Annotated in this window: 22 protein-coding genes, 1 tRNA gene and 1 pseudogene; 10 read left to right on the top strand and 14 right to left on the bottom strand. The window is 51.4% G+C overall.

Features of this window, described 5'->3' with window-relative positions; translation table 11 throughout:
- Nucleotides 1-4: 4 nt before the first annotated feature.
- Both ACEWFR_RS14170 and ACEWFR_RS14165 read left to right on the top strand, forming a co-directional pair.
- On the top strand, nt 5-607 hold the full coding sequence (locus ACEWFR_RS14170; protein ID WP_374061665.1) for a hypothetical protein: 603 nt from the start codon (nt 5-7) through the stop codon (nt 605-607).
- A gap of 128 nt (nt 608-735) precedes the next feature.
- Nucleotides 736-1,299: a hypothetical protein gene (locus ACEWFR_RS14165; RefSeq protein ID WP_374061664.1), complete on the top strand. Its 564-nt coding sequence runs from the start codon at nt 736-738 to the stop codon at nt 1,297-1,299.
- A 31-nt stretch (nt 1,300-1,330) separates the two neighbouring features.
- On the opposite strand, the gene ACEWFR_RS14160 is transcribed toward ACEWFR_RS14165, so the two are convergent.
- Nucleotides 1,331-2,353 carry a DUF5305 domain-containing protein gene (locus ACEWFR_RS14160; RefSeq protein WP_374061663.1) on the bottom strand — a complete coding sequence of 341 codons (1,023 nt, stop codon included), beginning with the start codon at nt 2,351-2,353 and terminating at the stop codon, nt 1,331-1,333.
- A gap of 138 nt (nt 2,354-2,491) precedes the next feature.
- On the opposite strand from ACEWFR_RS14160, the gene ACEWFR_RS14155 reads away from it, so the two are divergent.
- Together ACEWFR_RS14155 and ACEWFR_RS14150 are read left to right on the top strand one after the other, a co-directional pair.
- Nucleotides 2,492-3,661, top strand: coding sequence for a hypothetical protein (locus tag ACEWFR_RS14155; protein WP_374061662.1), 1,170 nt, complete (start codon nt 2,492-2,494; stop codon nt 3,659-3,661).
- A gap of 154 nt (nt 3,662-3,815) precedes the next feature.
- A complete protein-coding gene (locus ACEWFR_RS14150) occupies nt 3,816-5,072 on the top strand; it encodes an RNA-guided endonuclease InsQ/TnpB family protein (RefSeq protein ID WP_374061660.1) in 1,257 nt (418 codons plus the stop codon).
- Nucleotides 5,073-5,182: 110 nt separating this feature from the next.
- Here the strand turns inward: ACEWFR_RS14150 and ACEWFR_RS14145 are convergent, their stop codons facing one another.
- The 4 genes and pseudogenes from ACEWFR_RS14145 to ACEWFR_RS14130 form a co-directional block, all read right to left on the bottom strand.
- A complete protein-coding gene (locus ACEWFR_RS14145; RefSeq protein ID WP_374061659.1) occupies nt 5,183-5,491 on the bottom strand; it encodes a HalOD1 output domain-containing protein in 309 nt (102 codons plus the stop codon).
- Nucleotides 5,492-5,606: 115 nt separating this feature from the next.
- Nucleotides 5,607-5,909, bottom strand: a complete 303-nt coding sequence (locus ACEWFR_RS14140) for a hypothetical protein (protein ID WP_374061658.1) — start codon at nt 5,907-5,909, stop codon at nt 5,607-5,609.
- Nucleotides 5,910-6,119: 210 nt separating this feature from the next.
- Nucleotides 6,120-6,992, bottom strand: a complete 873-nt coding sequence (locus ACEWFR_RS14135) for a hypothetical protein (RefSeq protein ID WP_374061657.1) — start codon at nt 6,990-6,992, stop codon at nt 6,120-6,122.
- 55 nt (nt 6,993-7,047) lie between these two features.
- Nucleotides 7,048-7,140 (bottom strand): annotated as a pseudogene (locus ACEWFR_RS14130) (IS6 family transposase); the annotation flags it as partial.
- A 431-nt stretch (nt 7,141-7,571) separates the two neighbouring features.
- On the opposite strand from ACEWFR_RS14130, the gene ACEWFR_RS14125 reads away from it, so the two are divergent.
- The gene (locus ACEWFR_RS14125; protein ID WP_374061656.1) at nt 7,572-8,402 is read left to right on the top strand and encodes an IS5 family transposase; all 831 of its coding nucleotides are present in this window, start codon (nt 7,572-7,574) and stop codon (nt 8,400-8,402) included.
- 509 nt (nt 8,403-8,911) lie between these two features.
- Here ACEWFR_RS14125 and ACEWFR_RS14120 read toward each other — a convergent pair.
- The gene (locus tag ACEWFR_RS14120) at nt 8,912-10,075 is read right to left on the bottom strand and encodes a hypothetical protein (protein ID WP_374061655.1); all 1,164 of its coding nucleotides are present in this window, start codon (nt 10,073-10,075) and stop codon (nt 8,912-8,914) included.
- Nucleotides 10,076-10,456: 381 nt separating this feature from the next.
- Complete coding sequence (locus ACEWFR_RS14115) at nt 10,457-11,752, bottom strand: GAF domain-containing sensor histidine kinase (protein ID WP_374061654.1); 1,296 nt, start codon at nt 11,750-11,752, stop codon at nt 10,457-10,459.
- A gap of 1,029 nt (nt 11,753-12,781) precedes the next feature.
- Between ACEWFR_RS14115 and ACEWFR_RS14110 the strand changes: the two genes are divergently transcribed.
- The 3 genes from ACEWFR_RS14110 (at nt 12,782) to ACEWFR_RS14100 (ending at nt 15,110) form a co-directional block, all read left to right on the top strand.
- Complete coding sequence (locus ACEWFR_RS14110) at nt 12,782-13,066, top strand: hypothetical protein (RefSeq protein ID WP_374061652.1); 285 nt, start codon at nt 12,782-12,784, stop codon at nt 13,064-13,066.
- A gap of 27 nt (nt 13,067-13,093) precedes the next feature.
- The gene (locus ACEWFR_RS14105; protein WP_374061651.1) at nt 13,094-14,242 is read left to right on the top strand and encodes a tubulin/FtsZ family protein; all 1,149 of its coding nucleotides are present in this window, start codon (nt 13,094-13,096) and stop codon (nt 14,240-14,242) included.
- A gap of 759 nt (nt 14,243-15,001) precedes the next feature.
- Nucleotides 15,002-15,110 (top strand) — tRNA-Ile (locus ACEWFR_RS14100).
- 42 nt (nt 15,111-15,152) lie between these two features.
- Here ACEWFR_RS14100 and ACEWFR_RS14095 read toward each other — a convergent pair.
- The gene (locus tag ACEWFR_RS14095; RefSeq protein ID WP_374061650.1) at nt 15,153-15,548 is read right to left on the bottom strand and encodes a hypothetical protein; all 396 of its coding nucleotides are present in this window, start codon (nt 15,546-15,548) and stop codon (nt 15,153-15,155) included.
- Nucleotides 15,549-16,251: 703 nt separating this feature from the next.
- Here ACEWFR_RS14095 and ACEWFR_RS14090 point away from each other — a divergent pair.
- Nucleotides 16,252-16,599, top strand: a complete 348-nt coding sequence (locus tag ACEWFR_RS14090; RefSeq protein ID WP_374061649.1) for a hypothetical protein — start codon at nt 16,252-16,254, stop codon at nt 16,597-16,599.
- A gap of 163 nt (nt 16,600-16,762) precedes the next feature.
- On the opposite strand, the gene ACEWFR_RS14085 is transcribed toward ACEWFR_RS14090, so the two are convergent.
- From ACEWFR_RS14085 to ACEWFR_RS14075, 3 genes are all read right to left on the bottom strand, one after another.
- Entirely contained in the window at nt 16,763-17,122 is a 360-nt protein-coding gene (locus ACEWFR_RS14085; protein ID WP_374061648.1) for a hypothetical protein, read from the bottom strand.
- A 70-nt stretch (nt 17,123-17,192) separates the two neighbouring features.
- A complete protein-coding gene (locus ACEWFR_RS14080) occupies nt 17,193-17,849 on the bottom strand; it encodes a helix-turn-helix domain-containing protein (protein ID WP_374061647.1) in 657 nt (218 codons plus the stop codon).
- 209 nt (nt 17,850-18,058) lie between these two features.
- On the bottom strand, nt 18,059-18,361 hold the full coding sequence (locus ACEWFR_RS14075) for a HalOD1 output domain-containing protein (protein ID WP_374061646.1): 303 nt from the start codon (nt 18,359-18,361) through the stop codon (nt 18,059-18,061).
- 330 nt (nt 18,362-18,691) lie between these two features.
- Between ACEWFR_RS14075 and ACEWFR_RS14070 the strand changes: the two genes are divergently transcribed.
- The gene (locus ACEWFR_RS14070; RefSeq protein WP_374061645.1) at nt 18,692-18,961 is read left to right on the top strand and encodes a PadR family transcriptional regulator; all 270 of its coding nucleotides are present in this window, start codon (nt 18,692-18,694) and stop codon (nt 18,959-18,961) included.
- Between the two features lie 822 nt (nt 18,962-19,783).
- Here the strand turns inward: ACEWFR_RS14070 and ACEWFR_RS14065 are convergent.
- The 3 genes from ACEWFR_RS14065 to ACEWFR_RS14055 form a co-directional block, all read right to left on the bottom strand.
- Nucleotides 19,784-20,098, bottom strand: a complete 315-nt coding sequence (locus ACEWFR_RS14065) for a hypothetical protein (protein ID WP_374061644.1) — start codon at nt 20,096-20,098, stop codon at nt 19,784-19,786.
- Between the two features lie 103 nt (nt 20,099-20,201).
- On the bottom strand, nt 20,202-20,912 hold the full coding sequence (locus ACEWFR_RS14060) for a restriction endonuclease (protein ID WP_374061643.1): 711 nt from the start codon (nt 20,910-20,912) through the stop codon (nt 20,202-20,204).
- A gap of 1,243 nt (nt 20,913-22,155) precedes the next feature.
- A complete protein-coding gene (locus ACEWFR_RS14055) occupies nt 22,156-22,383 on the bottom strand; it encodes a hypothetical protein (RefSeq protein WP_374061642.1) in 228 nt (75 codons plus the stop codon).
- Between the last annotated feature and the right edge of the window lie 401 nt (nt 22,384-22,784).

Here is a 22,784-nt window from a genome sequence, read left to right as displayed (position 1 = left end):
ATCAATGCCGACACGCCGTCAAACCGTCTCCGGACTAAGCAGTCTCCTGATCGGCGGAGGAGTTATAGGTGCAGCAGCCTCGAGAACATCGAACTCATCAGCTGAGGCAGACTTTCGTATAGTCGCCCACAAATCTATCGAGTTAACACCGGCCAACGACCCGCCGATCCATGTCCAAACAGATGGTCAGGGCCGAGTGACTGCTATTGCGCCTAGCGGAGACGGGGAAGGCCTGACACAGAAGGCGATCACTCGTTTTGAGGATATAGTATCGATCTCGAACGTAAGTTCAAAGGGGATAGACAGTATCTACTTCTCATTCAACGCCACAAGCAGTACTCTCACGAACCAAGAACTCGTGGAAATCGAAAACTCACTTCAAGTAACTGCTGCGGACAAGACGCTCGAATCCGGAGGGGTAGACAACGGGGACAATCTTCTGGCCAAAAGCGACCACGGTAACGCCGTTGATGGACTGCTTTCACCGGGCGAAGCAATCCCTTTCGGCTTACAGGTCAACCTCATCTCCAGTGTAGGCCCGAGTTCAATTGAACTCTATCCAAGCCAAACCGACTTCGATATCACACTCTCTGTGAGTCTCGAGTAGTACACGTCTCACAGTTCCCTTCTATCTGTACAGAATCTTGTCCACTTCTGTATTCAGAGAGAGAACAACCAAACTTCAGGTATGGTCGGTATCTATATTAGGCTAACACTTTGATTTCGAAGTGACTGATGGAGGGGGAACAATTCGAAGGAAGGGGAAGTATGGGAACTGGTGAGAAGCTTTCGAAAAACGAGATATTTGACCTGATGAGCAGCCAGCGCCGACGCTACGTAATTCATTACTGCAAAAGAACTGGTGAGGCTGTCACGCTTTCTGATCTTGCCGAACAGGTTGCGGCTTGGGAGCAGGACAAGAAGATTGAGGAGCTTACCTCAGGCCAACGTAAGACGGTGTACACCTCCCTTCAGCAGACACATATACCACGTTTGGAGAGGGCCGGCGTCTTAACTGAGTCGAACGGGGTGATAGAGCTTACCGATGAGATAGATGAAATCAGTATTTATCTGGATTTTGTCCCCGAGAATTCGATTCCTTGGAGTATATACTATCTCGGTCTTTCCTCTCTCGCTTTCGTTGTGATGGCGGCTCTCTGGATAGATCTCCTTCCAACGGATCCAGTTCCCACCCTTGTGTATCCAACCCTGATTGTGGGCATCATGTTGATTTCAGCGTCATGTCATGCGTATCTGAACCATAAGCAGAATCTCGAGAACTTCGAGAAGCCTCCTTGAGAAGGGACGGTGCAGCAGACGACACTTCCCATCAGATATCTAGCCAGTTGTCGGTGCTCTCCCTGTCGATTGCATAGTAGTAGATCTCCTCGGTGTCGATTACTGCATACGTCTCGATGTCTGGATCGTAAATAACACGTTTGTTGGTATCGATGGCGACGTCCACGAGGTCACCCAAGGTTAGAATAGATATGTACTGTCGATCCGAATTTGTGGGGAACTCTCCCCGTGAGATCCACTCATCATGGCGACTGTGGATTATCTGTGTCCTCATCCGTTCCGAATTGATGCTGTCCTTTAAACTGCTCACTACGCCACATAGGCCGAAAAGGATCAAAGAGAGCACTGAGAGACCTCCATAGACAAGCGGACTGGATGGCTGCTGAACAGTTCTCTGTACCACCGTGGAGTGTGTACGACTTTCGCTTAGGCTGCCACCGAGGTAGTATGCTTCCCCGGAGATAACTAGAGGGGTTGTCGCTGTGAGTGAGCCGTCATAGTCATCTGTTGAATATGTCGTGTTCATCCGTAGCCGTATTTCGAACTGACCGACCCCCTGTGTCTCCGATTCCTTTGTCTGTATGTCTTCACGGAGCTGTTCTACATCTATCGTTGTAGATGAGTTGACGGACCCGTTTGTAGCCGTGTAGTTCGAACTGAGCAGTGTTTCTACGGAGCTATGGAACGGCTGTCCGTCTCGAAGACCAACAGTTTCCATCTCCAGCTCATGTGAGACAGTCACCTCTTGGTCCGGTGGAACGGTTGTATTTAGGTCGAGAGTGAGCTCTGGTGCGGATGATATGAAATAGGCCGACCGGTTTTCTATCCACAGATCCTGTTCATAGAGGGAAGACTCCCCGCTCACGAACGCTCTGGTCGAGACATCTGTACTCACCTGTTGTTGGTTTGTATCTTCGGTGACCGTCCCTGTCGCTGGATTGGTAAACACGTACCCTGCACCGACCAAGAAAAGGATTCCAGCAACCGCTAAGACCACGATCACTGCCCGGCTATTTTGATTCACAAACAGTTTAATACGGTTCTCGAGAGGCATTATATACTAAAGCTAATTGAAGAATGTTAGTTGGGAGTTGAAACAACGATGGTCACTGTAGCCGGAGTTTCGTGGCTTACAACAAAACTTTTGTCCTAGCCGCGCGAGAGGTCAAGTATACTTACTCAGTTACCTTTGATGACTCGAGACCCAACTGACCAGAACGATGGCTTCCCATCCTCCAACTCACTTGAGGAGTGGATAGACCAACAAGCCGTCTCTGAAGGGGTCTCTAAGGAAGAACTGTTTCAGAAGCTGATATCGTCATACTGGACAGTAAACGAAATGTCTCAACTGGTGGATGAGACCGACACGAACCACGGACCATCCAGCAGAACCGGTCCGCCGTCCACAACGTCGGACAAAGCTGAAAGTGCTCCCGATCAGGTGACAGAACTCCGTGAACTGGTCAAGGATATAGAGAAGGAGCTTCAAACAGAGGTTCGCCGAAGCAACCAGATCGGGGCCAGGACCAGTACACTTGCAGAACGGATATCTGAGATAGAAAACAAGCTCGCTGAGGTCGAATCCCAGTCCGAATCCCAGATAACTGAAATTAGGGATGAGCTCCAGTCACTCGAAACAGAGCTAACCTCCGATAGGAAAAACCTGGAAGCAGACCTCTCCTCAAAGTTCGATGATCTTCAAACCATACTCAAGTTCTTGGTTGAAAAAACCGATGAGTTCGACGATCAAATAGCAAACATCAAACAGGATTACTACGGGACGGTAGAGCAGATAGAGGAAGAGCAGAAGCTTTTGCAAAAGCTGAAACAGGATGCCAGTGACGTCGGATCATATACCGGGGAATGCGAAACCTGTGGGACAGCAATCGATGTCGCCTTACTAATGGACCCGCACTGCTCACAGTGTCATTCACAGTTGACCGGCGTGAAGAAGGAAGCAGCCTGGTGGATCCTCTCAAAGACAGTGATCACTACGAAAGGAGGCCCCGAAAAACAGCCCCGAACAGACAAGGAGAATTCACGATCCAGTTCTTCTAATAAGCCGTCTCGAGATGACCTCAGAGAAGAGTTGGATACCCACTCCCCTCAGGAAACCGGCTCGAAACAGCCGGATTTGTCCTCGCAGACCGCTTCGAAGGATGTGATGGATAACGGTTCAGATGCAGATGATCCGTCAGACCTCTCACTTGACCTCGGCTCCGAAGACATATCTCAGAGCCCCGTACCAGAAGATCAGGCGAGTGAAAAATTGCCGTTCGGAGATCTTAACGACCTCACCCAAGATGAAGAAGAAGATGATCGCGGTGAGGAAGAACAAGGATTCGAATGGAATGATGACTGACGATCATCCTGTCTGAGAACAGTTCAACTGAAGCGGTAGCGCGGAGTCCCCTTCCTCAAGGAACGAGCGAAGTGAGTGAGTAGGGAGGGGAGGAGCTCGTTCGTATCTGCCACAATCACGCACCTATAAGTAGCCATTAATCTACATTGAAAGTGTGGCAGACGACTACGTGCGTCGGACGGCAATCACTCGTCTTGAGGTTACTGACGAGCAACGCGACCTCCTCGAAGATACTATCTCCGAGTGGAAGCGTGGTTGTCAAATCGCCGCGGACATGGCATGGGGTAGGTGCAACGCCAAGAGCGACGTCCAACCCCTCGCCTACGACACCGTGCGCGATCACACCGACCTCAGTAGTCAGCACGCGATTCTCGCCACCCACCAAGCCGCACAAGCCATCACCGGCTGTATCGAACGCCGGTCAAAAGACAAGAAGGCCAGCAAACCGACCTTCACCGCACCCACGGTGAAGTACGACACCCGAACCATGACGCTGTTCGATGACGACACCGTGTCCCTCTCTACTACAGAGAGTCGTGTCCGGTGTCCGCTTGCCCTTCCCGAAGCTGACGATGGCTACCAACGGCAGTATCTTGATTCGGACTCGTGGAGCGTCACGGAAAGTACACTCACCGCCCGTGACGGCGACTACTTCTTACACATCGGCTTCCGTCGCCACAAGACCGATATCGAGCGAAACACCGCCGAGGACGGAACGGTCCTCGGGGTTGACCTCGGCATCGAAAACCTCGCCGTCACAAGTACCGCCTATTTTTTCAGCGGGCAGGAGTTAACGCACGACCTCCACGAGTTCGAGAAGGTACGCGCCGGACTCCAGCAGACCGGGACGCGAAGTGCCCACCGGACACTCGAACAGTCGAGTGGGCGCGAACTTCGATACGTCCGTGACGTGCTCCACCGTGCGTCGAACGGTATCGTCGCGGAAGCCTTTCAGTACAACTGCGACGTAATAGCGTTCGAGGACCTAACCCATATTCGAGACCGAACAGGTGCGTCGTGGGGGCACAAATGGGCGTTCCGAACGCTCTACGAGCAAGTGGAGTACAAAGCCGAAGCGGAAGGTATCGCGGTAAAGCAAGTAGGTTCGGCGTACACGTCGAAGCGGTGCGCCGAATGTGGCTTCACGGCGGAGGAGAATCGCCCGACTCGCACTGACTTCCGGTGTGTAAGGTGTGAGTCGGAAGCGAACGCAGACTACAACGCAGCGAAAAATATCGGGATGCGGTACGTCCGTCGAGGCCAACAGTCGTCTCGGCGGACGGGCGACAGTCAGCTCGCCCTCAAGTCTGGAACGGTGACGCCGAACGGTGGATTTACCGCCTACCCGGATGGGTTCGAGGCTGAGTTCACGGACAAGCCCCACCCTCCACAAGCGAACCCTTCAGGGTGAGCGAAGTAGGGTGGGGTCGTTGACTACTGAACGGACCAACCTGGGGAACTTCTCCTCATCCCTCTACACGCGGAACAGGCCGGTATCTTGGTGTCAAGCCCAGAGGCAGTTCACAGGCCTAGTGTTCCATCCGGTTCGGTCCTTGCTACATGGATCACGTCGTGGGCGACCGTTATCACATAATCGTCGGCCCTGATCCTGACTTCCGTGCTGGATCCGGTATCAATCAGGGAATTGAGTGCGTCAACATCAACGTGGTCGGAGAGAACAAAGCTGTGTTCCTTCAATAAATTTGTCGCATCGACTCCTTCAAGTTCGGCGATCGCCTCCAAAATGGCGTATCCGACTGAACTATCCGGATCAAATTCCCGCTGGATCTCCGTGTCGCGACTCAACACCGGACTGTAGCTTTCCCCCATACAGGCACTAACGCATGTTTCCCCTTAAACCCATGTCATCTTTTGGCGATGGCCAGTGGAAATGGCCGGGGTCCATATTTTCTTTTGAACGAAAAAGTGTTCGGTGTCAACCGTTTCACTTACTAGAGGCCAGTTGAAGGGATTTTTCTATGAACTTGTACGTGTCTGGGGCTACGGATGGGTCAAAGATGGCGATGATGCCGGTGCCGTCCTGGACTAGTAAATGGATGAGCAGGCAGCCGGAGTAATAATGGAGTACAGCGTTGAGATCCTCCTGAATGCCTTGGCTCTGCCCTGGTTGGACATTTTCCTTCGCCCGTTGGAAAAGTATATCATCAGAATATGCACGTAGAACCCTCAAGGATTTATCGTCGCGGGAGTACTCGATCGAGAGATCACCCTTGTTGTACTGTGCCATTCCACGGAACTGGTTGACACCACGGTTTTGAAAGAAGTTTAACACCCGTTGAGAATCCATGTTAGAGTCATCTTTGACGGATCACCGCCTTGTAGCTTCGGTTCTGATTCGACAACAGATATCAATCACCGTTTCTGGAAGATTTGAGAAGAAGAGTCCTGCAAGCGCTGGTCCCTATAGATAGATCTACAAGTAAATGAATATGTTTCGCTATTCCATCGTGATCTTTCCGCCCTCATCAAACGTCAGAATTGTATCAAACAACGATGAAAACATTTTGACTTCCTGTTCGTCGTGACGATCAGGGTTAAAATGGTAATGTGATCTCACTTTCGCTGACTCGACACGGCCCTGAAGGACATGGAGGAACCGGAACACTAGCTGATTATCATCCACCAACTCGATCAGGTCGGAAAGCGAATGTATACACATGACTGTCTGGGAATCATTTTCTTCCCAGTTCACGAGTACTTTACTGATCAAGATCCCGATACGGCGCAAGTCAGTAGCACTGGGAACCGGTTTGATATCGACGGGTCCATCGTAGTTACTTGAGGATCTGTTTGTGCTGTATGTCTGAGGATCGATAACAACTGTGTTTGAGACCGGATTCGTCAGGTAATTTTGGAGGATAGATAACTGTTCGCTTGGTGTCTGTTTGACCGTCACCAGCAGTAGGTTAACCGCAGTGTTCGCTTGGGAAGCCATCATCCTTGAACAAAGGCTTTGTTCGGCGGCGCAGTCCGTAGGTCCGACAACCAAAACATTTGATGCATCACCGACTAACTCGAGTATCGCCTCGGTCTTCGGGTCAGCAGTTTCACGGGGTTTAGACGAATCTGCAGACTGGTCGATGAGGTCCCACTCGGATGAATCTTCTAACGTCTCAAAATCTTCCCTTGAACCCTGTTGCTCCTGTACCGACTCCGCTAGGTCTGACAGTGGTTTCGAACTATCGTCCGGGCCCAACAAACTGTTCTCTGATCTTTTTGTGACCTGGTCCGCGAGTTCAGAGAGGGGTGATGAGGATTCCTCTTCAGAGTCTTCGGATAGAGATGACTCATCGTTCTCGTCCTCTCCCATACACCCAAGAACTAGCCTGTACGCATAAAACTTCACCGCCCCAGAACCATCGTGTTCAGATAAGCTGATTCCATACGAAGGCGAACGATCTGAGCCACTGATCAGCAGTTTCTGCGTGAGCGTTGCTAAAACAGTTTGAGAATGAGGAAGCCTCCTCTCTCAAGGACTGAGGCACTTATACGCCGAGGGAGTAGGGTGGGGTAGTTTACAGGAATGATTACTAATATCCTCAGAACATGCTATAACTACTCTAAGTGGGGATCAAAAATAGCCGTATTGTGTAATATTATCTTGAGCTCACTTCTCATCCGTACCTAAGAACTAATTTATCTGTATACATATGCCGAAGCGCGTATGACAAAACCACTCAAAGCGTCAGGGTTCCTCGGGCTTACAACTATGATGGTCGTTGGACTGTACCAGTTCATCTTATTATCCGGAGGGAACGGCATACCGGGTTGGATGATCGGAGGTCATGCCCATCTCGGGGTTATCTCTATTCGGCTGTGCTGAATCACTAGACGGCGTCGGGATAGGTCGCTAAATCAAAGGAGTTGAAGCGGGAGAGTCGAGTTGTCCATGACCCAAGTCTCCCGCTTCATTGGGGAAGTTGTCCCAGTCGCTCAAAACGTTACTGGCGATGGAGACGAATCCGCCGCCCCGAAGGGTGGCGGCGGATTCGCCGACTATGCCCTTGTTTCCCTGCATTGTCTGCGGATTTACCTCGATACGTCCTACCGAATGACGATTGACCTGCTCAAGGAGATGCCACAAATAACCGGGGAGATCGGCCTCAGCGCGGCCGATCTCCCCTCGCCATCCACGTTGTGTAAGGCGTTCGACCGGATCAGTATGAGCGTCTGTCGAGTGTTGCTTCGCCAGTCGGCGAAGCTACACGATCCATCCGAACACGCTGCTATCGACGCAACATTCTACGAACGAGATCGTGCGAGCCGCCACTATTGCCAACGAACGAATTACCGTGTTCAAACGCTCAAAGTCACAAAACTCGTCGATACAGCAACGCAAGCCGTTCTTGATCTCCACTGTTCGACGACGTTAGAAGGAAGCGACGCAGACCTCGCCGAGCAGATCGCCCGCCGGAATGCGGGCGATCTGCGGTCACTTGCCGCTGACAAAGGCTATGACAAGCAACAACTCCGAGAACGACTACGTGAACTCGACATTCGCCCACTGATCAAACACCGGATCTTCGCTCCGTACGATCACGCACATAACGCCCGCATTGACGACGATCGGTACGCTCAGGGGTCAATGACTGAAACCGTCAACTCAGCTGTCAAGCGCTCGCTCGGCTACGCCGTGCGAGCGCGTACCTGGTATCGAGAGTTCCGTGAAATCGCCTTGATGTGTGTCGTCTATAACATCAAGCAGGCCGTCAAACAGTGAAATCCAACGCCGTATGGCGATTCAACACAGCCCTCTATTCTTGCCATTGTCATGGGCTTCGCTGTACCAGCACTCGAAGTTACAGGAACCCTCCGAACGGCCGTCACCGTGTTCTTCATTGCCGGTCAGTGGGGGTTCCCGGTGTTGTCTGGATCGGAGAAGGGGCCGGCCTTACCTTCCTTATGCCCACCGCCTTCCTCTGGGGACTTGCGTTAATTATCTCTATGCTGATCATGCTATATGCAACTCTCACACAGGACACTACCGTTTCCGGAGAAGGATCCACACCAGTATCACCTGCCGACGATTAGCTGGAAAAGAGGGCGCTAAATCCCCGTTCTCAAGGAATGAGCGGTGGTAGCCGCAAGTGAGTAGCAGGGGTAGTTCACCCTTATTCTGTATTAGAGATGTTCCGGCTTTGGTTGCTGTGTTGGGCAGCAGATCAGACAGAACTGACCGAAAGCGGAAGATGCTGGATCAAGACCTTGGAACGTTTGCCAGTGTGGTTTCTACGGCCAGTCACTGAGGGCATCGGAAACGTCCTGTGCCAAGTGAAACACGACCTGGTCGGGATCGATCCCTGTGTCCTCGAGTCGTTGCTTCAAGCCGTCACGTACTTTTTCTGTCCGGCATACTATCCAGATCACGTCGAACCCGTATTCGATGTGTTTTTCCACGTGTTCCCGTTCTCTCTGCGTGTTCTCCATTGCGATCTCGATAGCGACTTCGATCTTCCCTGTGTTGACGTAGATATCAGCGTCGAACAGCTCGGGTTTTGTGGCCCAGCCCGCTTTCTCGAACATCTTTTTCACCTGGTGTTGCCAGTACCTGTGGACAATACTGCCTCTTCCCTCGTGGCTGGGATCGAGACTTAATTTGTCTTCGACGTAGGTACGTCCTCTGTCGGTCAGTTCCAATAGTTTCCGCACCCCTGTCTCCGTCTCGAGTGAGCGTTCTGTGACGAGGCCTGTCTCCACCAGTTCGGTCTTGGCCTTGTTGCCCTTGTACCGGCTGGGGAACGTCTCGTATCTTTCAGTCAACGGGATAAACGGTTCTTCGATGACTCCTTTCAGGAACTGTTCCGCATTGTCGGAAAGTGTAATATCGGTCTGTGGGTCGTCAATATTTTTCGGTTCCTCAGAATCTTCGTTTTCCGTTTCTATGGCTTCTGCGTACCGCGGCGGCCGTTTCCGGGGTTCTGCTGAAAGCGAGTTCCACTCTTTGCCTTGGTTTCCCTGTAGATCTGACTCTGTAACCGTTTTCGATAGATCGTACTTGTCGAGTGTTACCCGGCTTGGGTCACCGTTCCCTGTCTGTATTACTGCTTCCCCGATACCGAGGTCTTGCGCAGCGTTTGTTTGCCTCTGTGTAAGGTTCATTGACTCTGCGACTGCTGTGAACTGTTTCCGATCGCCTGTGGAGAGAAGGAGTTTGGTGTAGGTGTTGGCCTTGATCGAATCGGTCAGCTTGGACGCCTCCTGATCCGCCACGATCAGTCCTTCACCGAACTCCCTCATCTTCGCGGTCAACTCGTCGACGGCCGGAATACCGGATTCAGACTGCCTCTCCTTGTAGACACTGAACACCTGCTTCGCCTCATCGAGGACAAACACATGGTTGAGGTCTTCCGATCGATGCGCCTGAGCAAGCCGGTACTCGTAGACGGCCGCCAACAGGATTCCATCATAAAGTTCTGCGTGTCACGGCTTAATCCCCCGAACTCGAACACGACATTCCGGGTAAGCAAGTCTTCAAACCTATAGCCCTGACTGCAGTCGAAGATGGTCCCCGCTCCAAAGTTCATGGCCTCCACCCGGTTGAGTACCGTGTCCCGGTAGTTCGAGGTCTTCCTCATATAGTTGATGTAACCGGAAGCAAGGAACTGCTCGAGTTCATGGAAACGGGGGTGCGGCGAGGTGTTCTCTTCGAAAAAATCGTACAACTGGTAGAGTTTGAGAATGGGTTTCAGGAAAGAGGACTTTCGGGAAGGGGATATCGATGTTACATAGCAGATAGTTTTGAACGGTCTTCATTCGATTATGGAAGAATCAAGGCTAAAATCCCGGCCTTCGGGGCGGGGAAGATATTAAGTCGTCTTCCGGTATCTGTACTTCGAACCGTGCACCGGATCCACTGCTGTTCGTCACTGAGATATCCCACCCGTGGCCGTCTACGACTTCTCGGACAATCGCTAATCCTAGTCCGGTGCCGTTCTTAGAGTTGGTGTAGCCGTACTCGAAAATAGAGTCTTGCTCATTTCCAGGTATTCCTTCGCCGTTATCTTCGACAGCAAAACCATTCTCCAGAAAATCTACCCGGATCGTATCGGCTGTTTCTGCATGTTCGACAGTATTCTTGAACAGATTCTCGAACAGCTGTTTCAGACGGGAGTCATCGCCTATCACCATCACCAGATCTTGGTCAATCTCAACGGTTATTCCCTCAAACTGAACGTTGTTGGACGCGTTCTCAGCTACGGCCTTCAGGCTTACCGGGCCGGTGTCCTGGATTGAATCACCGCTCTGGGATAGAGCAAGTAGGTCGGTTACGAGTGTATCCATACGGTCGACTGCGGCTTGGATTTCATCGAAATCTTCCTCTGCATTGGTTTCCCGGGCGATATCTAGGTAGCCGTCTATAACGTTAATGGGGTTTCGAAGGTCATGGGAGACAAGACTTGCGAACCGGTCCAACTTGTTGTTCTGTTTTTCCAGTTCTTTCTCCCGTCTCTCCAAGTTCACTGTCCGTTCAATCCTGTCTAATACAAGCTCCGTGTGCACGGCTAAAAGCTTCGCAAGCTCTCTCTCCAATGAACTGAACTGTCTGTCAGAAAACGATCCGCTGATCATCACTCCATGTTTTCCTATCGGAACGATGTATTCAGATTTGATTTCTGTCTCGGAATTATGTGTATGAGGATTATTAGATAGATCGTTAAACGTTTTCGGTTGCTGTGCCTCAAAAATTTCCCACGCCAAACTGTCTCCCTGTTCCAGTGTGGGCAGTTCACCGAAAACGTTGTCAGCGATGTTAGATACCGCAACAGGTTCCAAGCGACCATTCTTTTCCAGCCAAATACCGGCGAGTGGGAGTTGTATGATTGAATGGGCGGCGTCAACAGATATCTGACAAGCTTTCTTCTTGGAATCTGCCTCTAGGAGTTCTTGAGTTACGTTGTGCAGTAACAGCAGTGCAGAATCTCGCCGTTTCCCCCGAAGATCATACACGCCTACGATGAAGCCGATCCCTGCGCCGGTCGTTGCACTGTTCAAAATCAATGTTGGCGAAAGTGCAGTAAATGCAGTGTCGGAACCCTCCGAGATACCGATTAGTAAACCGATGACACTCATAACGCTCAACCCGGCGAGAAACCAGGCTAAGACCCTTAACTGAAACCCTTTTTGAAGACGTTGTCTGTATAACCAGCAGACACCTGCTAGAACGACCAGGCTTAGGATGAACGGACCTATGTCACGGAATAGAACGGAGGCGGTAGACTTGCTCGTGAAAAATAGTAACCGAAAGCCATGTGCAATAGTTATGGAGAACACCGCAAACCACATGAAGAGGACGGGGTAAGAGGAACTAGTGTTAGGATGGGATGTCATTCCCGCTAATCTCATATCCTAGTTTAGAAGGTACTGGCTTATATCTAGTGATCTAACTCCCGGTGAAACCAACCGCCTTAGGACCTCTTATCCGATGATTTCAACAAAGAGAATAAATACAGTTGGTAGAATGTGTCTCATAGTATCTTATAAAAGATGAAAATAAGAGGGAGGGGTGTTTGGGTTAGGACTGTATTTGATGTTCTTTCATCAGTTCTCTTAAGCTTTCCTCCTCCCCATCCCAGTATGTTTCCGTGTCTCTACGTTCTTCGATCAAATGGTTTGTCCGGTCTTCCGCGGTCTGTTTTTCCAGCTTGTCGGTGTCCGGCAGTTCAGAGTACCCGTTTTCGAGGAGATCTGCTGCCTGTTCGTATCCAGTGTCTCGTTCAATCCGTGGAACGTTCCGGCTGTAATGGGTGAGCGCTCTTGTAGCCGCGTTGTATGTCTCCCACAGCGTTGGCGCATCCCTATCTTCGACTTCGTCGTGCAGTGCGTTCAGGAGGTCGGGTACCAGCTGGTTGGCACAGCCAGCAGTCTACCTTCACGACCTCTCCCGAGGATTCCAACCTCGGATAGAGGTGGTAGACTCCAAACCGTAATATCCCAAATGGGTCGGGATTCCTCCGCCTTCAGGCGGAGGAGGATGTCAATTGAGGTGAGGAGTTGCTGACACCAGCAGATTAATACTTTCTGAAAGTGACATTCATACCATGATGGGAGAAAGCTTGTCGCTCCTGGAGACTTGCCGAAACTACTATCGAGGTGATAATAATGGCAGATCCACACCGCGATGAGTCTGAACAAGATGGCCTCGACAGGATCGATCGAGATTCTGTGAACTCTCTCGAGACGGCCGATACGCAGTTCGAGGAGGTGGAGCAAACGCTGTGGGACCTCTCACGACAGACGGACTCAGCAGCACTAGTGGAAGTCGTCGATAAGGTACTGACCGATCTCTGGGCGCTACAGCATTCACTCCTAGAGATTCAGAAGGAGATCGATTCCCATCCGGAATCGACGGATGAAGACTCGTTTGACCGGTCATCAGATAAATAGCAGAGAGTAGTGTGATCAGGAGTTTATATGAAAATTGAGTTGATCGGTATTGGTGGCGCAGGGTGCCGTATCGCGCAGACAATCAGTGCCACCGCCCCACAGGACTCGTTTGTTGGCGACACGTTTGCGTTCGATACTGATCCTGAGAGTCTACGTGACCTCTCCCCTCACCCGCGGATGACTCGGCATCAATACGGTGGAACTGCGACCGGTGGACTGCACGGCGATCTACAGGCCGGATTCGAAGTCGGAGGGCGCCATGTCGACGAACTCAGTCATCAACTAGATGATGGCCGCCCAACGGTAGCCGATGCGTTCCTCGTAATCGTCGGACTTGGCGGCGCAACGGGTGGCGGCACCGTACCTGCAGTCGTGAAGAATCTACAACGGCTATATGAGAAACCAGTCTATGTTCTTGCAACGTTGCCCGCAAAGCGGGAACTCTCACCTACAGACAATACAGAGAACGATCACGTGAGTGAGCCGCCCACAAACAAGGCAGCGACTGCCGATTCCACGAGCCGACCACTTGCAGAGAAGAACACAGCACGTACGCTCGAGCAGCTTGACGGCCATGCAGATGCGATCATCTGTTTCGATAACGAACGCTGGTTGCAGTCTACCGACACCATCCCCGACGCGTATACACGTCTCAACCAAACGCTTTCAACACGAATACTCGCTCTCTTCGGCGCTGGAGATACTGCCCCCGACCAGAGCGCCGAAACAGTCATCGATGCAAGTGACATCCACCGAATTCTGGGGAAGACAACCGGAATCGCGACACTCGGCTACGGCGAACAAGCGATTAACACAGCTTCTGGCTCACGGTTCGGGCTTGGACTCTTCTCGTCTGACACAGCCGTCGAAACAACGACTGCGATCAGTGCCATGACAACAGTCATCCAGAAAGCAATCCACCGCACACTCACGCTTGAGTGTGACCGGGCGAACGCCACAGAGGCACTTCTAATCGTTGGTGGGCCGCCGGCGTGGCTCAACCGTCAAGCGATTGCAGATGGACGAACTGAACTCGAGGCCACGATTGAATCACCGATGATTCTCGCCGGTGACGCGCCGCAACCGGACCGTGACACCGTCATTGCAGTCGTCCTCTTCGCTGGGGTAGAGCCAGTAACACGGTTGCAGGAACTACAGGCGTCGACGGACCGCTGACCCCGTCGAGGGACAGCGACGCAGTTGGAGATAATTCCATTCTTTGATTGCCAAATAGCCCCCTATCCTCTCCTAAACGTGGCGGTACTGGGCGATATACCGAGGCCGTCATACGTGACGATGTTCTCGGTGTGTGCTGTCGAGGGTCCAGTGATTACATCCTGGAGATGTAGCTGAGACGCTTGATTGTTCTCGGGAACCGGCCGCCGGAAGCGCCGCGGCTTGGAGAAACAGGGACGTATCGCCAACCGGAAAACAGCGGGCAGGTTCGTATGGTAGACCGTGGACGAACACGATCCTGTACGAGGGGTTGATCCGGATAATCCGATCTGGGAGTTTGAACCCGGTTCCTCTGGCAAATCTAACGTCTCTGAACGAGCCGATAAGCGAGATATCGAGCATATCTCTGCGTTCGACGGCGATTTTCGAACGCTTGGATTCACACTCGTTTCGGAGGCTGTTGGTCATCTCGATGCATGACTGATTCCATATAAGATATCTTAGTATATTGGACCGTCTACCGGAATATAGATGCGATGGACGTGACTGCAATCACGAGGCTTAGCCCGCTCGAGCACTGATCTCACCTCAGCTAATATGGGTGGAGTCACTCGGCCAGTACGCTTACTTGTAGCTGTAGTAAACGCTGGGACGATTGAAGTGAGAGACTATGAAGGCTGAATCTCTCACGTTACGTAATGGTCAGTATACGAGAAATAGGAAAACCTATGGAACTTGTTTCTCTTCCTCTCTGTACCAGGGCCTTTAGCTTAGTCTGGTGAGAGCTCTCGGCTCATAACACAGTCTGACACCGAGTGAGGGCGTGTGGGATACCGAGTGATCACTGGTTCAAATCCGGTAAGGCCCATATATCAGTGGTTCCACGGTTTCGTTGGCGGTGACCCGTGTTTTATGGATCCTCAATGGCGTCAGCGATGCGCTTGAAGGCACGAGTCTGATCACGTAGTTCATCGCGGAGCTGTCGGACTTCGCTTACGAGTTCCTCGTTGCTGGTTTCCTGCCCTTCAGCACCGCTAGGAGGACCACCAGGACCGCCGCCCATCATCCCACCCATCATCTGCGCCATTGGATTCCCGCCGCCCATCATTCCACCGCCACCCATTCCGGGACCACCACCCATACCACCGCCGAACGGACTCTCAGGTGGCTCACCCTCACCGTCACCCTCTTCAGCCCGGTTTTCGCGGATTTTCTCAACACGCTCACGGAAAGATTGTTCCTCAGATCCGTTCTCTGCAGTTTCTTGCGTCCGCCCGTCACTGTTGTCAGGGTCTTCGTCAGCCATACATCTGATTCTCTCCTTTCACTGTAAAAGACTGGCGACTGATAACGGCCCACACTCTACAGATTACATAGCAAGCCGATTGATGATCGAAAAGCCGGTTATAAACCGACTTACAGGTACGTCAGTGAGGGGAGTACCTGTTTGCCCTGGTAGACTTGGCAGATGTCCACGGATGTCTCAAGCGGATTCCCAGAGCAGTTTGATCTTCTGCTTGAAACGTGATAAACAACCCACAAGGGGCATGTGTTACCGTATCATTCAACCGTGAGAGCAGTTATGACGTCCAAGTGGGTGAAGGAAAAGCCTGACCAGCACCGTCCCTAGAAACGATAATCCCGTCACCGGCGATCAACTCATGAATTACCCGAACCGCTATGGCCAGTCATCTTTCCTTCTATCCGTGACAAGAGCTTGATCGGTGTTGACTCCCTCCGATCCAGTATCCTCACCGCAGGAGAACTTTCGACGGAATAGTTCCGGGATGAGAATATTTGTAGATAGGAGCTACTATCTGTTTTAGATATTTAAGACGGGATGAGTAATTAGGTAGTGTATTGTGAAGGTGTTGTGGTATCGGAAGCAAGGATAAGAATGCAGAACAAGAACTGAGAGAAGAGGTATAGAAACTCAGGAAAGAACTGGAAGAAGTTAAGGAAAACCGAAGCGGCGAAGGACATAAAAAGGAGAAAAGCCGGTCCGGAAAATGACCGAAGATACTGTCGAGAGTTCCGGTATCAGCCGGAGAAGGTTCTTGAAAATAATGGGGGGTGGAACAGCCGCCGCAGGAATAACTGCATTGATTCCCGGAGCAGCTGGCTTCGACATCACCTCGAGTGACGGACTGAAATACTTCAACCAGAGTTCGACTGACTCAAGTTTCGAGGTCGATCCTTCCGGAACACTCAACGCCAACAAAATTGCCGGCCACAACGGACCTCTCCAATGGCAGACAGATCAAGACGCACAGAAGCAAAACCTCGAGAACATCGGATCACTCAGTACAGATCAAGGCGTTACCGGAGTGGCTATCTATTTCTCTGATAGCTGTTAGAAACGATGTGCGGAAAACAGAGGATAAGTTCAGAAATCCTCTATTGTTTGTTCCAATCATTTTGCGTTAAATCATCTGTATTGTGCGAATATGTATTGTTCCCGTCTTCATTCTATCATCGAAACGATCTGGGTGAACGAGGATTGAGAGCGGTTGATTGACACTACAGTGTCATCGGCGCTTCGAGTGTGGGATCGGCATCAAGGATCGTAGACAGGGTCGGCTGCACCTGATCAAATTGCTCGGTCGGTTCCACGAGTTCGCGTTCTGAATCATAGTTTATGAGTCCTTTCGAGACCAACTTCGGGATGTGGATATGATATAACGAGAGGCGGATCTCTGTTAGTACGTCCTCAGACGCCTCTGTAATTGATGTCTGATGATTGTACTTGAGGACGGCCTGCGTGAGGTCGTTGAGCGTTAATGACCGCTGTTCTTCTGCGAGCAACCCAAGCACGATCCGACGGTGCTGGTGTTGACACAGGTTGAGTACCGAGTCGAAGGTGCTAGATTCCTCACTCATTATCCTCATTCAGACGACTGACGGTAATCACGCTGACTTTTTCATACACAAACCGGGTTTAAGTCCCCGATCAGGATTGGACTGTCAGGGCAGAGAGCGTGCTCCCGAGGACGTGCTTGATCCCCCCTCGGAGACGGGAGCCGACGGCCTGCTGTGAGATGCCGAGTTCCTCGCCGATGTCATCCAACGTGACCTCGCGCGGGGACTCGAAGTACCCACGCTCGTAGGCAAGCACCAGCGCCTCTTGCTGGGTGTCAGTAAGGACGGCTTCGGTCGCCGTCTCAACCGGCGTGAGTGCGTGCAACTCCGTCAACGTGATCGGGATGTCCAGCTCTCGACAACGTTGTTGAAAGGCTGCGATGTCACTTCGATCATCACCGCGGATATCGAACGTCCACTGTTGGTTTGTCCCGGTGGCCTCGATCAGTGGAACCTCTGTCTCCGCCAGTATGGTTAGCACGTCGTCGTAGTCCATCTCCCACTCGACGCGTAACAGGTACTCGTCCTCAACAGAGTCAACGAGGCGAATGTCCTTCACGCCCGGGTGCTTGTTGAACGCGCTCTCGATGTCGTTGACCTTGGTTCCTCGCACCCAGAAGTACGGGATCACCACGTCCTGTGCGGGGATAAGTCGCTCCAGTTCGACTGTCACGTTCGGCAGTTGGTGGAACACTGTCCCCAAGGGAAATTCGTCTGTCGGAACCGTGAACGTCGCCTCAGTAGCCATCGTCTGTCCCGTAGGTTTCCAGATGTAAAGGTCTGCTACTGATCAACTACCGTTCTCGTGACGCCACTGTTTCCGGACGCCTGGTCTCTCGGCCCAAGAATCGGTACCAAGTGCATCTTGACCCAAACAGTGGGATCACCGATACGGTATCCGAGGTCATTACTAGCTCCCTCTGTACGTAACATCGAATAAAGAAATTGTATTACCAACTACTGGTAGTCCCCAATCGTATCCTCAGCAGGCTGCGTATTCGCCTCAGTTGACTCGGTAAAAGAGACTGTTTCGCCTACCTCTACCTCCCCAGAACTATCGACTTGGATCTTGTAGCCCCGATATTGAAACTTGATTGTTCCATCTCCTCTGGCCGCGCTGGGAGTAGATTGGAACAGTGCGTCCAGAGCCTCTGTATCAATGACGGTGTGAAGCGGTGGGTTCATTTCTACCGGGTTCATCCCCTCCCGGTCAGCTACTTTCTCAATAACTCTCATACTTACTGCCTTCCCCTCTACCATGGCTAGGAGTGGCATAACCTGCTATAAAAAAGTGGATGAGATAGAAGAACATATATCATGCCTGTACTTACCGCTTTCAACAATACGACATAAGACCGATCTCACCCCCTCACCTTCGAGTCGGCAATTCCCGGCTACAGTGTGGAATTTCTAAACGGAAATATGTAACTGGGGAGACTTCCCAAAGTGAAGTGGATTAGATCAGTACTTGTTACCTAACATATTTTTCTCCCACTATCGAGATTCCACTGAAGAGCGATGATGAGTAGTTTATATCTAAACTCTGTATTATAGTGATAACAAAGGCGAATACTACTGCGTGATACAGTCGTGCATGATCTGACTGGATTCCAGCGAGACTTGCTATACGTAATCGTAGGCGCCGAAGAACCGTCTGGACAAGACGTGAAAGACGAAGTGGAAATATACTACAGTTCTGAAATCAATCACGGACGGTTGTATCCCAATCTGGACACTCTTGTAAACAAGGGGCTTGTCGAAAAAGGGCAACTTGATAGACGAACAAACTATTATGTTGTCAGCGATGATGGACTCGAGATGATCGAACAACGCCGAGAATGGGAAGAACAATATCTGTGATGTTCTGCTTGCTCTGTTGAAAAAGCACCATTTGACGTGGAACAGCTGTTCATCACAAATGCGTAGTTATCTAACCGGACGTTTCAGCTCTGTGCCTGGTTCTGAATAAAGAAATTGTATTGTCAGTTACTGCTATCGTGTCCTCATCGAAGTGTTACCCATCGATTCCGAACTCGTCTCGCCGCAGCTTGCGCTTCTCTGTTTCTGTACGCTGATCGTAGTGTTCCTTCATTGTCTGAACCGACATATCGACCCGATCTGCAACCAATTCTTCCCGATGCCCCTCATCCAATAGATACGTCACACTGGATCGGCGGAGATCGTGCGGGGCAATACTTGACGGGTAGCGCGCGGCGTGCAAACGGGTTGTGGCTTCACACTCAGTGATTTTTCTATTGTGTGGGCATTCATTGGTGTAGTCGCATGGACGAGTGATCTGGTTGATATGATCTCGAAGGTTTGAGTGACTGACGCGTCCGTGTTCAGTAGTGACGACCTGTTGCCGTCGTTCGACACGTAGTCTCGCCGTGAAATAAACCGCGACTACCCTGACAACTTCGAGCCTCGAGAACTAGGAGTCAAGACGATCTCGAGCTCGAATAGGTACTATCTCAATTCGAAAGTCGTGGACTCAGTTTCGCTGACCTTTCCACTGATCTTGTCGTGGATGGTTAACTCTGCATGTTACTCGCCTTCAGGCCAGTCATTTCCGGGGTCGAAATAGAAGCTTTGTCCGTAGGAGAGTTGACCGTCACCGTCAATCAGTTCTGATTTCGTATTGGAGAAATCCACCTGCCGAACGTTTTCCGGTCCACAGAGCTCTTACTGATAGGTGAACTCTAGTTCGACATCATGGACATGGTTATCGAACTGGAACGTGCTCCAATTCTGCTCATCTATTAACCCGGATTCAATTTCATTCTCATCAAGGTCACCGGGCTTTTCCCACTCGCTCACGAGTCCAGTCTTCTTGACTACTGGTTCGCCTGGCGCCTCATCGCTGCTATCTGGGTGAAGCTCATCGCCCTTTCTCTCCACCAAGCTATTATCGGCCTCATCACTGCCGCATTTTCCGTTGCCATCACCGTTCCCGTTACCGTTCCCATCAACTAGTATCGTCGCTTGAGCAGCCGGCAATGATCGTCGAGAGTGGCGGCTCCGCTTCCCAGGAAGAGCTTCCGTCGGCCCATGTGACTACAATTTGACGATCTCGTGATGGTATTCCCTCCGTCGGAAGTTACTACTGTGCTGCCAACTGTCGAGCACAGCCGAGTCGGTTGACAAGCTCTTCCCTTGGTTCGCCCCCAAGATATTCGCAGATATCCATGTATCGTTCGAGAAGCATCCGTTCGTCGACGTATCTGCCCTCTTTTCGGTAAATAATCCCAAGTTGTTCGTAGTACCACTTCGGTGGTGCCGAGTAATTGTTTGCCCTCGCTTCAGCCACTGCTTGGTCAATACACCACAGTAGCAGTTCCTCGGCACCTTCCTGATCGACGAGTCCGATGAGATCGTCACCATCGATGAGCTTCACGTTGAGATCGTCGGCTAACTCCTTGGCGTTTCTCGAGTAGGACGACGTCGTTACCACGACTACCTTGTCTACGTTGTCTTCCTGGTGCTTAAGGCTCGAGTACTGCTGGATCGCGGGGCTGCCCACCTTGTTCCCTTCACCGTAGCGCTTCGCCTGGATCAGTGCCTTTTGATTATATGGCGTTGTTTTCTTCGCCCGGACGTCGATCCCCTTGTCGTTCGACGCGGTCGACACCTCGCAGTCCCAGCCCATAGTTTCCCAGAGATCCGCGACAAAGTGCTCAAACTCATAGTCATCCATGGACTGGAGCTTTTGTTTGATATCGGTATCATCAGGGAGTACGGCGAGATCCTCACCACAGAAGCGACAGAACCGGCTGCCATCTTCTTTCTCCTCCCCACACGACGGACATTCCATGTTGGTCTATCTAAGTCGTTAGTTCAAAAAGAGTGACTACCGGACTGATTCTACTACTCGGTCTCAATCTGGAGCACGTCGATGGCCTTAGCGGGACCGATGTCATGATCAATATGAACTCACGTATTGCAGAAACGCCGGCCAGAGGCCAGCGTTGAGCCCCCATCCAATGTCAATGGGTATCGACTTGGGTGGGTCCGAGATCGAGAGACAATATGGCAATTGGCTTCACGTTGGAACGTGGTTCGATCTCGGAAGGCGAGGGAACGTCTGTCTCGGGTCGGGCGGATCTTGTCGGGCAACGACTGAATCCTCCTCACCTCGCCAGGTAGATCATTCGAGTATCGCTGATTAAGGCCTATGGCCATATAAGCAGGTAACACCGATGTTACCGGCTAGAGTAACATCGCTGCGGCTTCGTATATAGGACCCTGCTGGCCGCTGCTAGTCTGGATCACTCGTAGAAGGGATGGGGGAGGGGGTCGAGGGTACGCTGGCAGGGGCACCGCATAGTACGGTGACCTGCTGTATTCTTGTATAACGGGAATGTGGGGGATAGGACTGTCTCCAAAGTAAATTGGTGTCTCGAGAAAACGCCGACAGGGGATGTCAGCGTTAGAGCCCCCACCTTTTCTGATGTGTCTCAGAGGGGTGGGACCGAGACCGGTGTGTTTGACAATTTGGCTATTGGCTTCACGGCGGACCGGCCTCGGCAGGCAAGGGACAGTAAGTCTTGGATCGGTAGATCCTCTCTGACAACGACTAAACTCTCCCTCCCCACCTTTTCCTTGTTATCAGCATGATATTAACTCATTGGCCAATTGATACTGTCCGGAACTATTAATGGTCATGGCCAATAACAATCGAATGCCTCCGATCCCCCTTCCCCCTCCCCTCCCCTTCCCTCGGAGGCCTACATCCATCCCCACTACGTTTTCAAGACAGTCTCGGAAGAATCGGAACCACCCTAGACAGAGGTAAGATGGACTATGACCGTTCTCTGGGTATGCACGACTATGTTCAGCATGAGTCAAGGTGGAGCCTCCGACCTCAAGGGGCGAGGTGCGTACGTGTCAAGGGGGGTAGGGTGGGTGTCAGTGAAGTGCTTCTAGTGGGGGTGTTCGGCTTACACGCCATCCAGCAATGGCTGCTGCGATGGTTCCAATGATTACAGCGATTGCCAGTGCTCCGCCGTAAATCCAGGGTGCGGTTTGTACAAGTCCTTCAAAGCCGACAACGGATGTCAAGCCTGTTCTGCAGGTCCGGGATCGGTTTCCCCCGATACAAAGACAGCTACGGCGACAGCGAACAGTGTGATCGATGTGACAACAGCCAGAAGCCGCCGAAAACAACTTTCACTGGTTTGATCTGTGGTGACGGTTTCTTTGCCGCCGTCTTGATCGTGCTCGATGTCTTCGATCGCCTCATCAACTTCTTCCTGAGTTGCCTCCGTGAGATCCGTCTTTTCCACGTTCACTCCCCTCTCCCAACCTCTACTCTACATCACAGACTAAAATAGTTTCTTATTTGAATTATATAGTTAGTTGCTATAACCGATCGGTACACTATTGTTTTCGATATCTGTTGGGCATACCAGGAAACCGCTAGTCTCCGGCCACTGTTAGCTGTACCTGAGACCAGGAAGCCCCCCTCCTTCTTTCAACAAGGCTGGGGCGAGTAGCCCTCGAGCACGGTAGGATAGTTCACGGCACCGGTCCTATCGAGTTAACCATTAACCGGAGACTATCCAGTACAGAAGAAATACTGCAGTTGATAATGTTCATCTTTCCATTAGTATCTCGGCCATAACAATGGATGGAACTGGTAACTGTTGATACGTGGTACCGCCCCTACCAGATAGAGACGGGATCT

This window comes from Natrinema sp. H-ect4 (assembly GCF_041894845.1).
Classification (GTDB): domain Archaea; phylum Halobacteriota; class Halobacteria; order Halobacteriales; family Natrialbaceae; genus Natrinema.
This window is presented reverse-complemented; position numbering and strand designations above follow the sequence as displayed.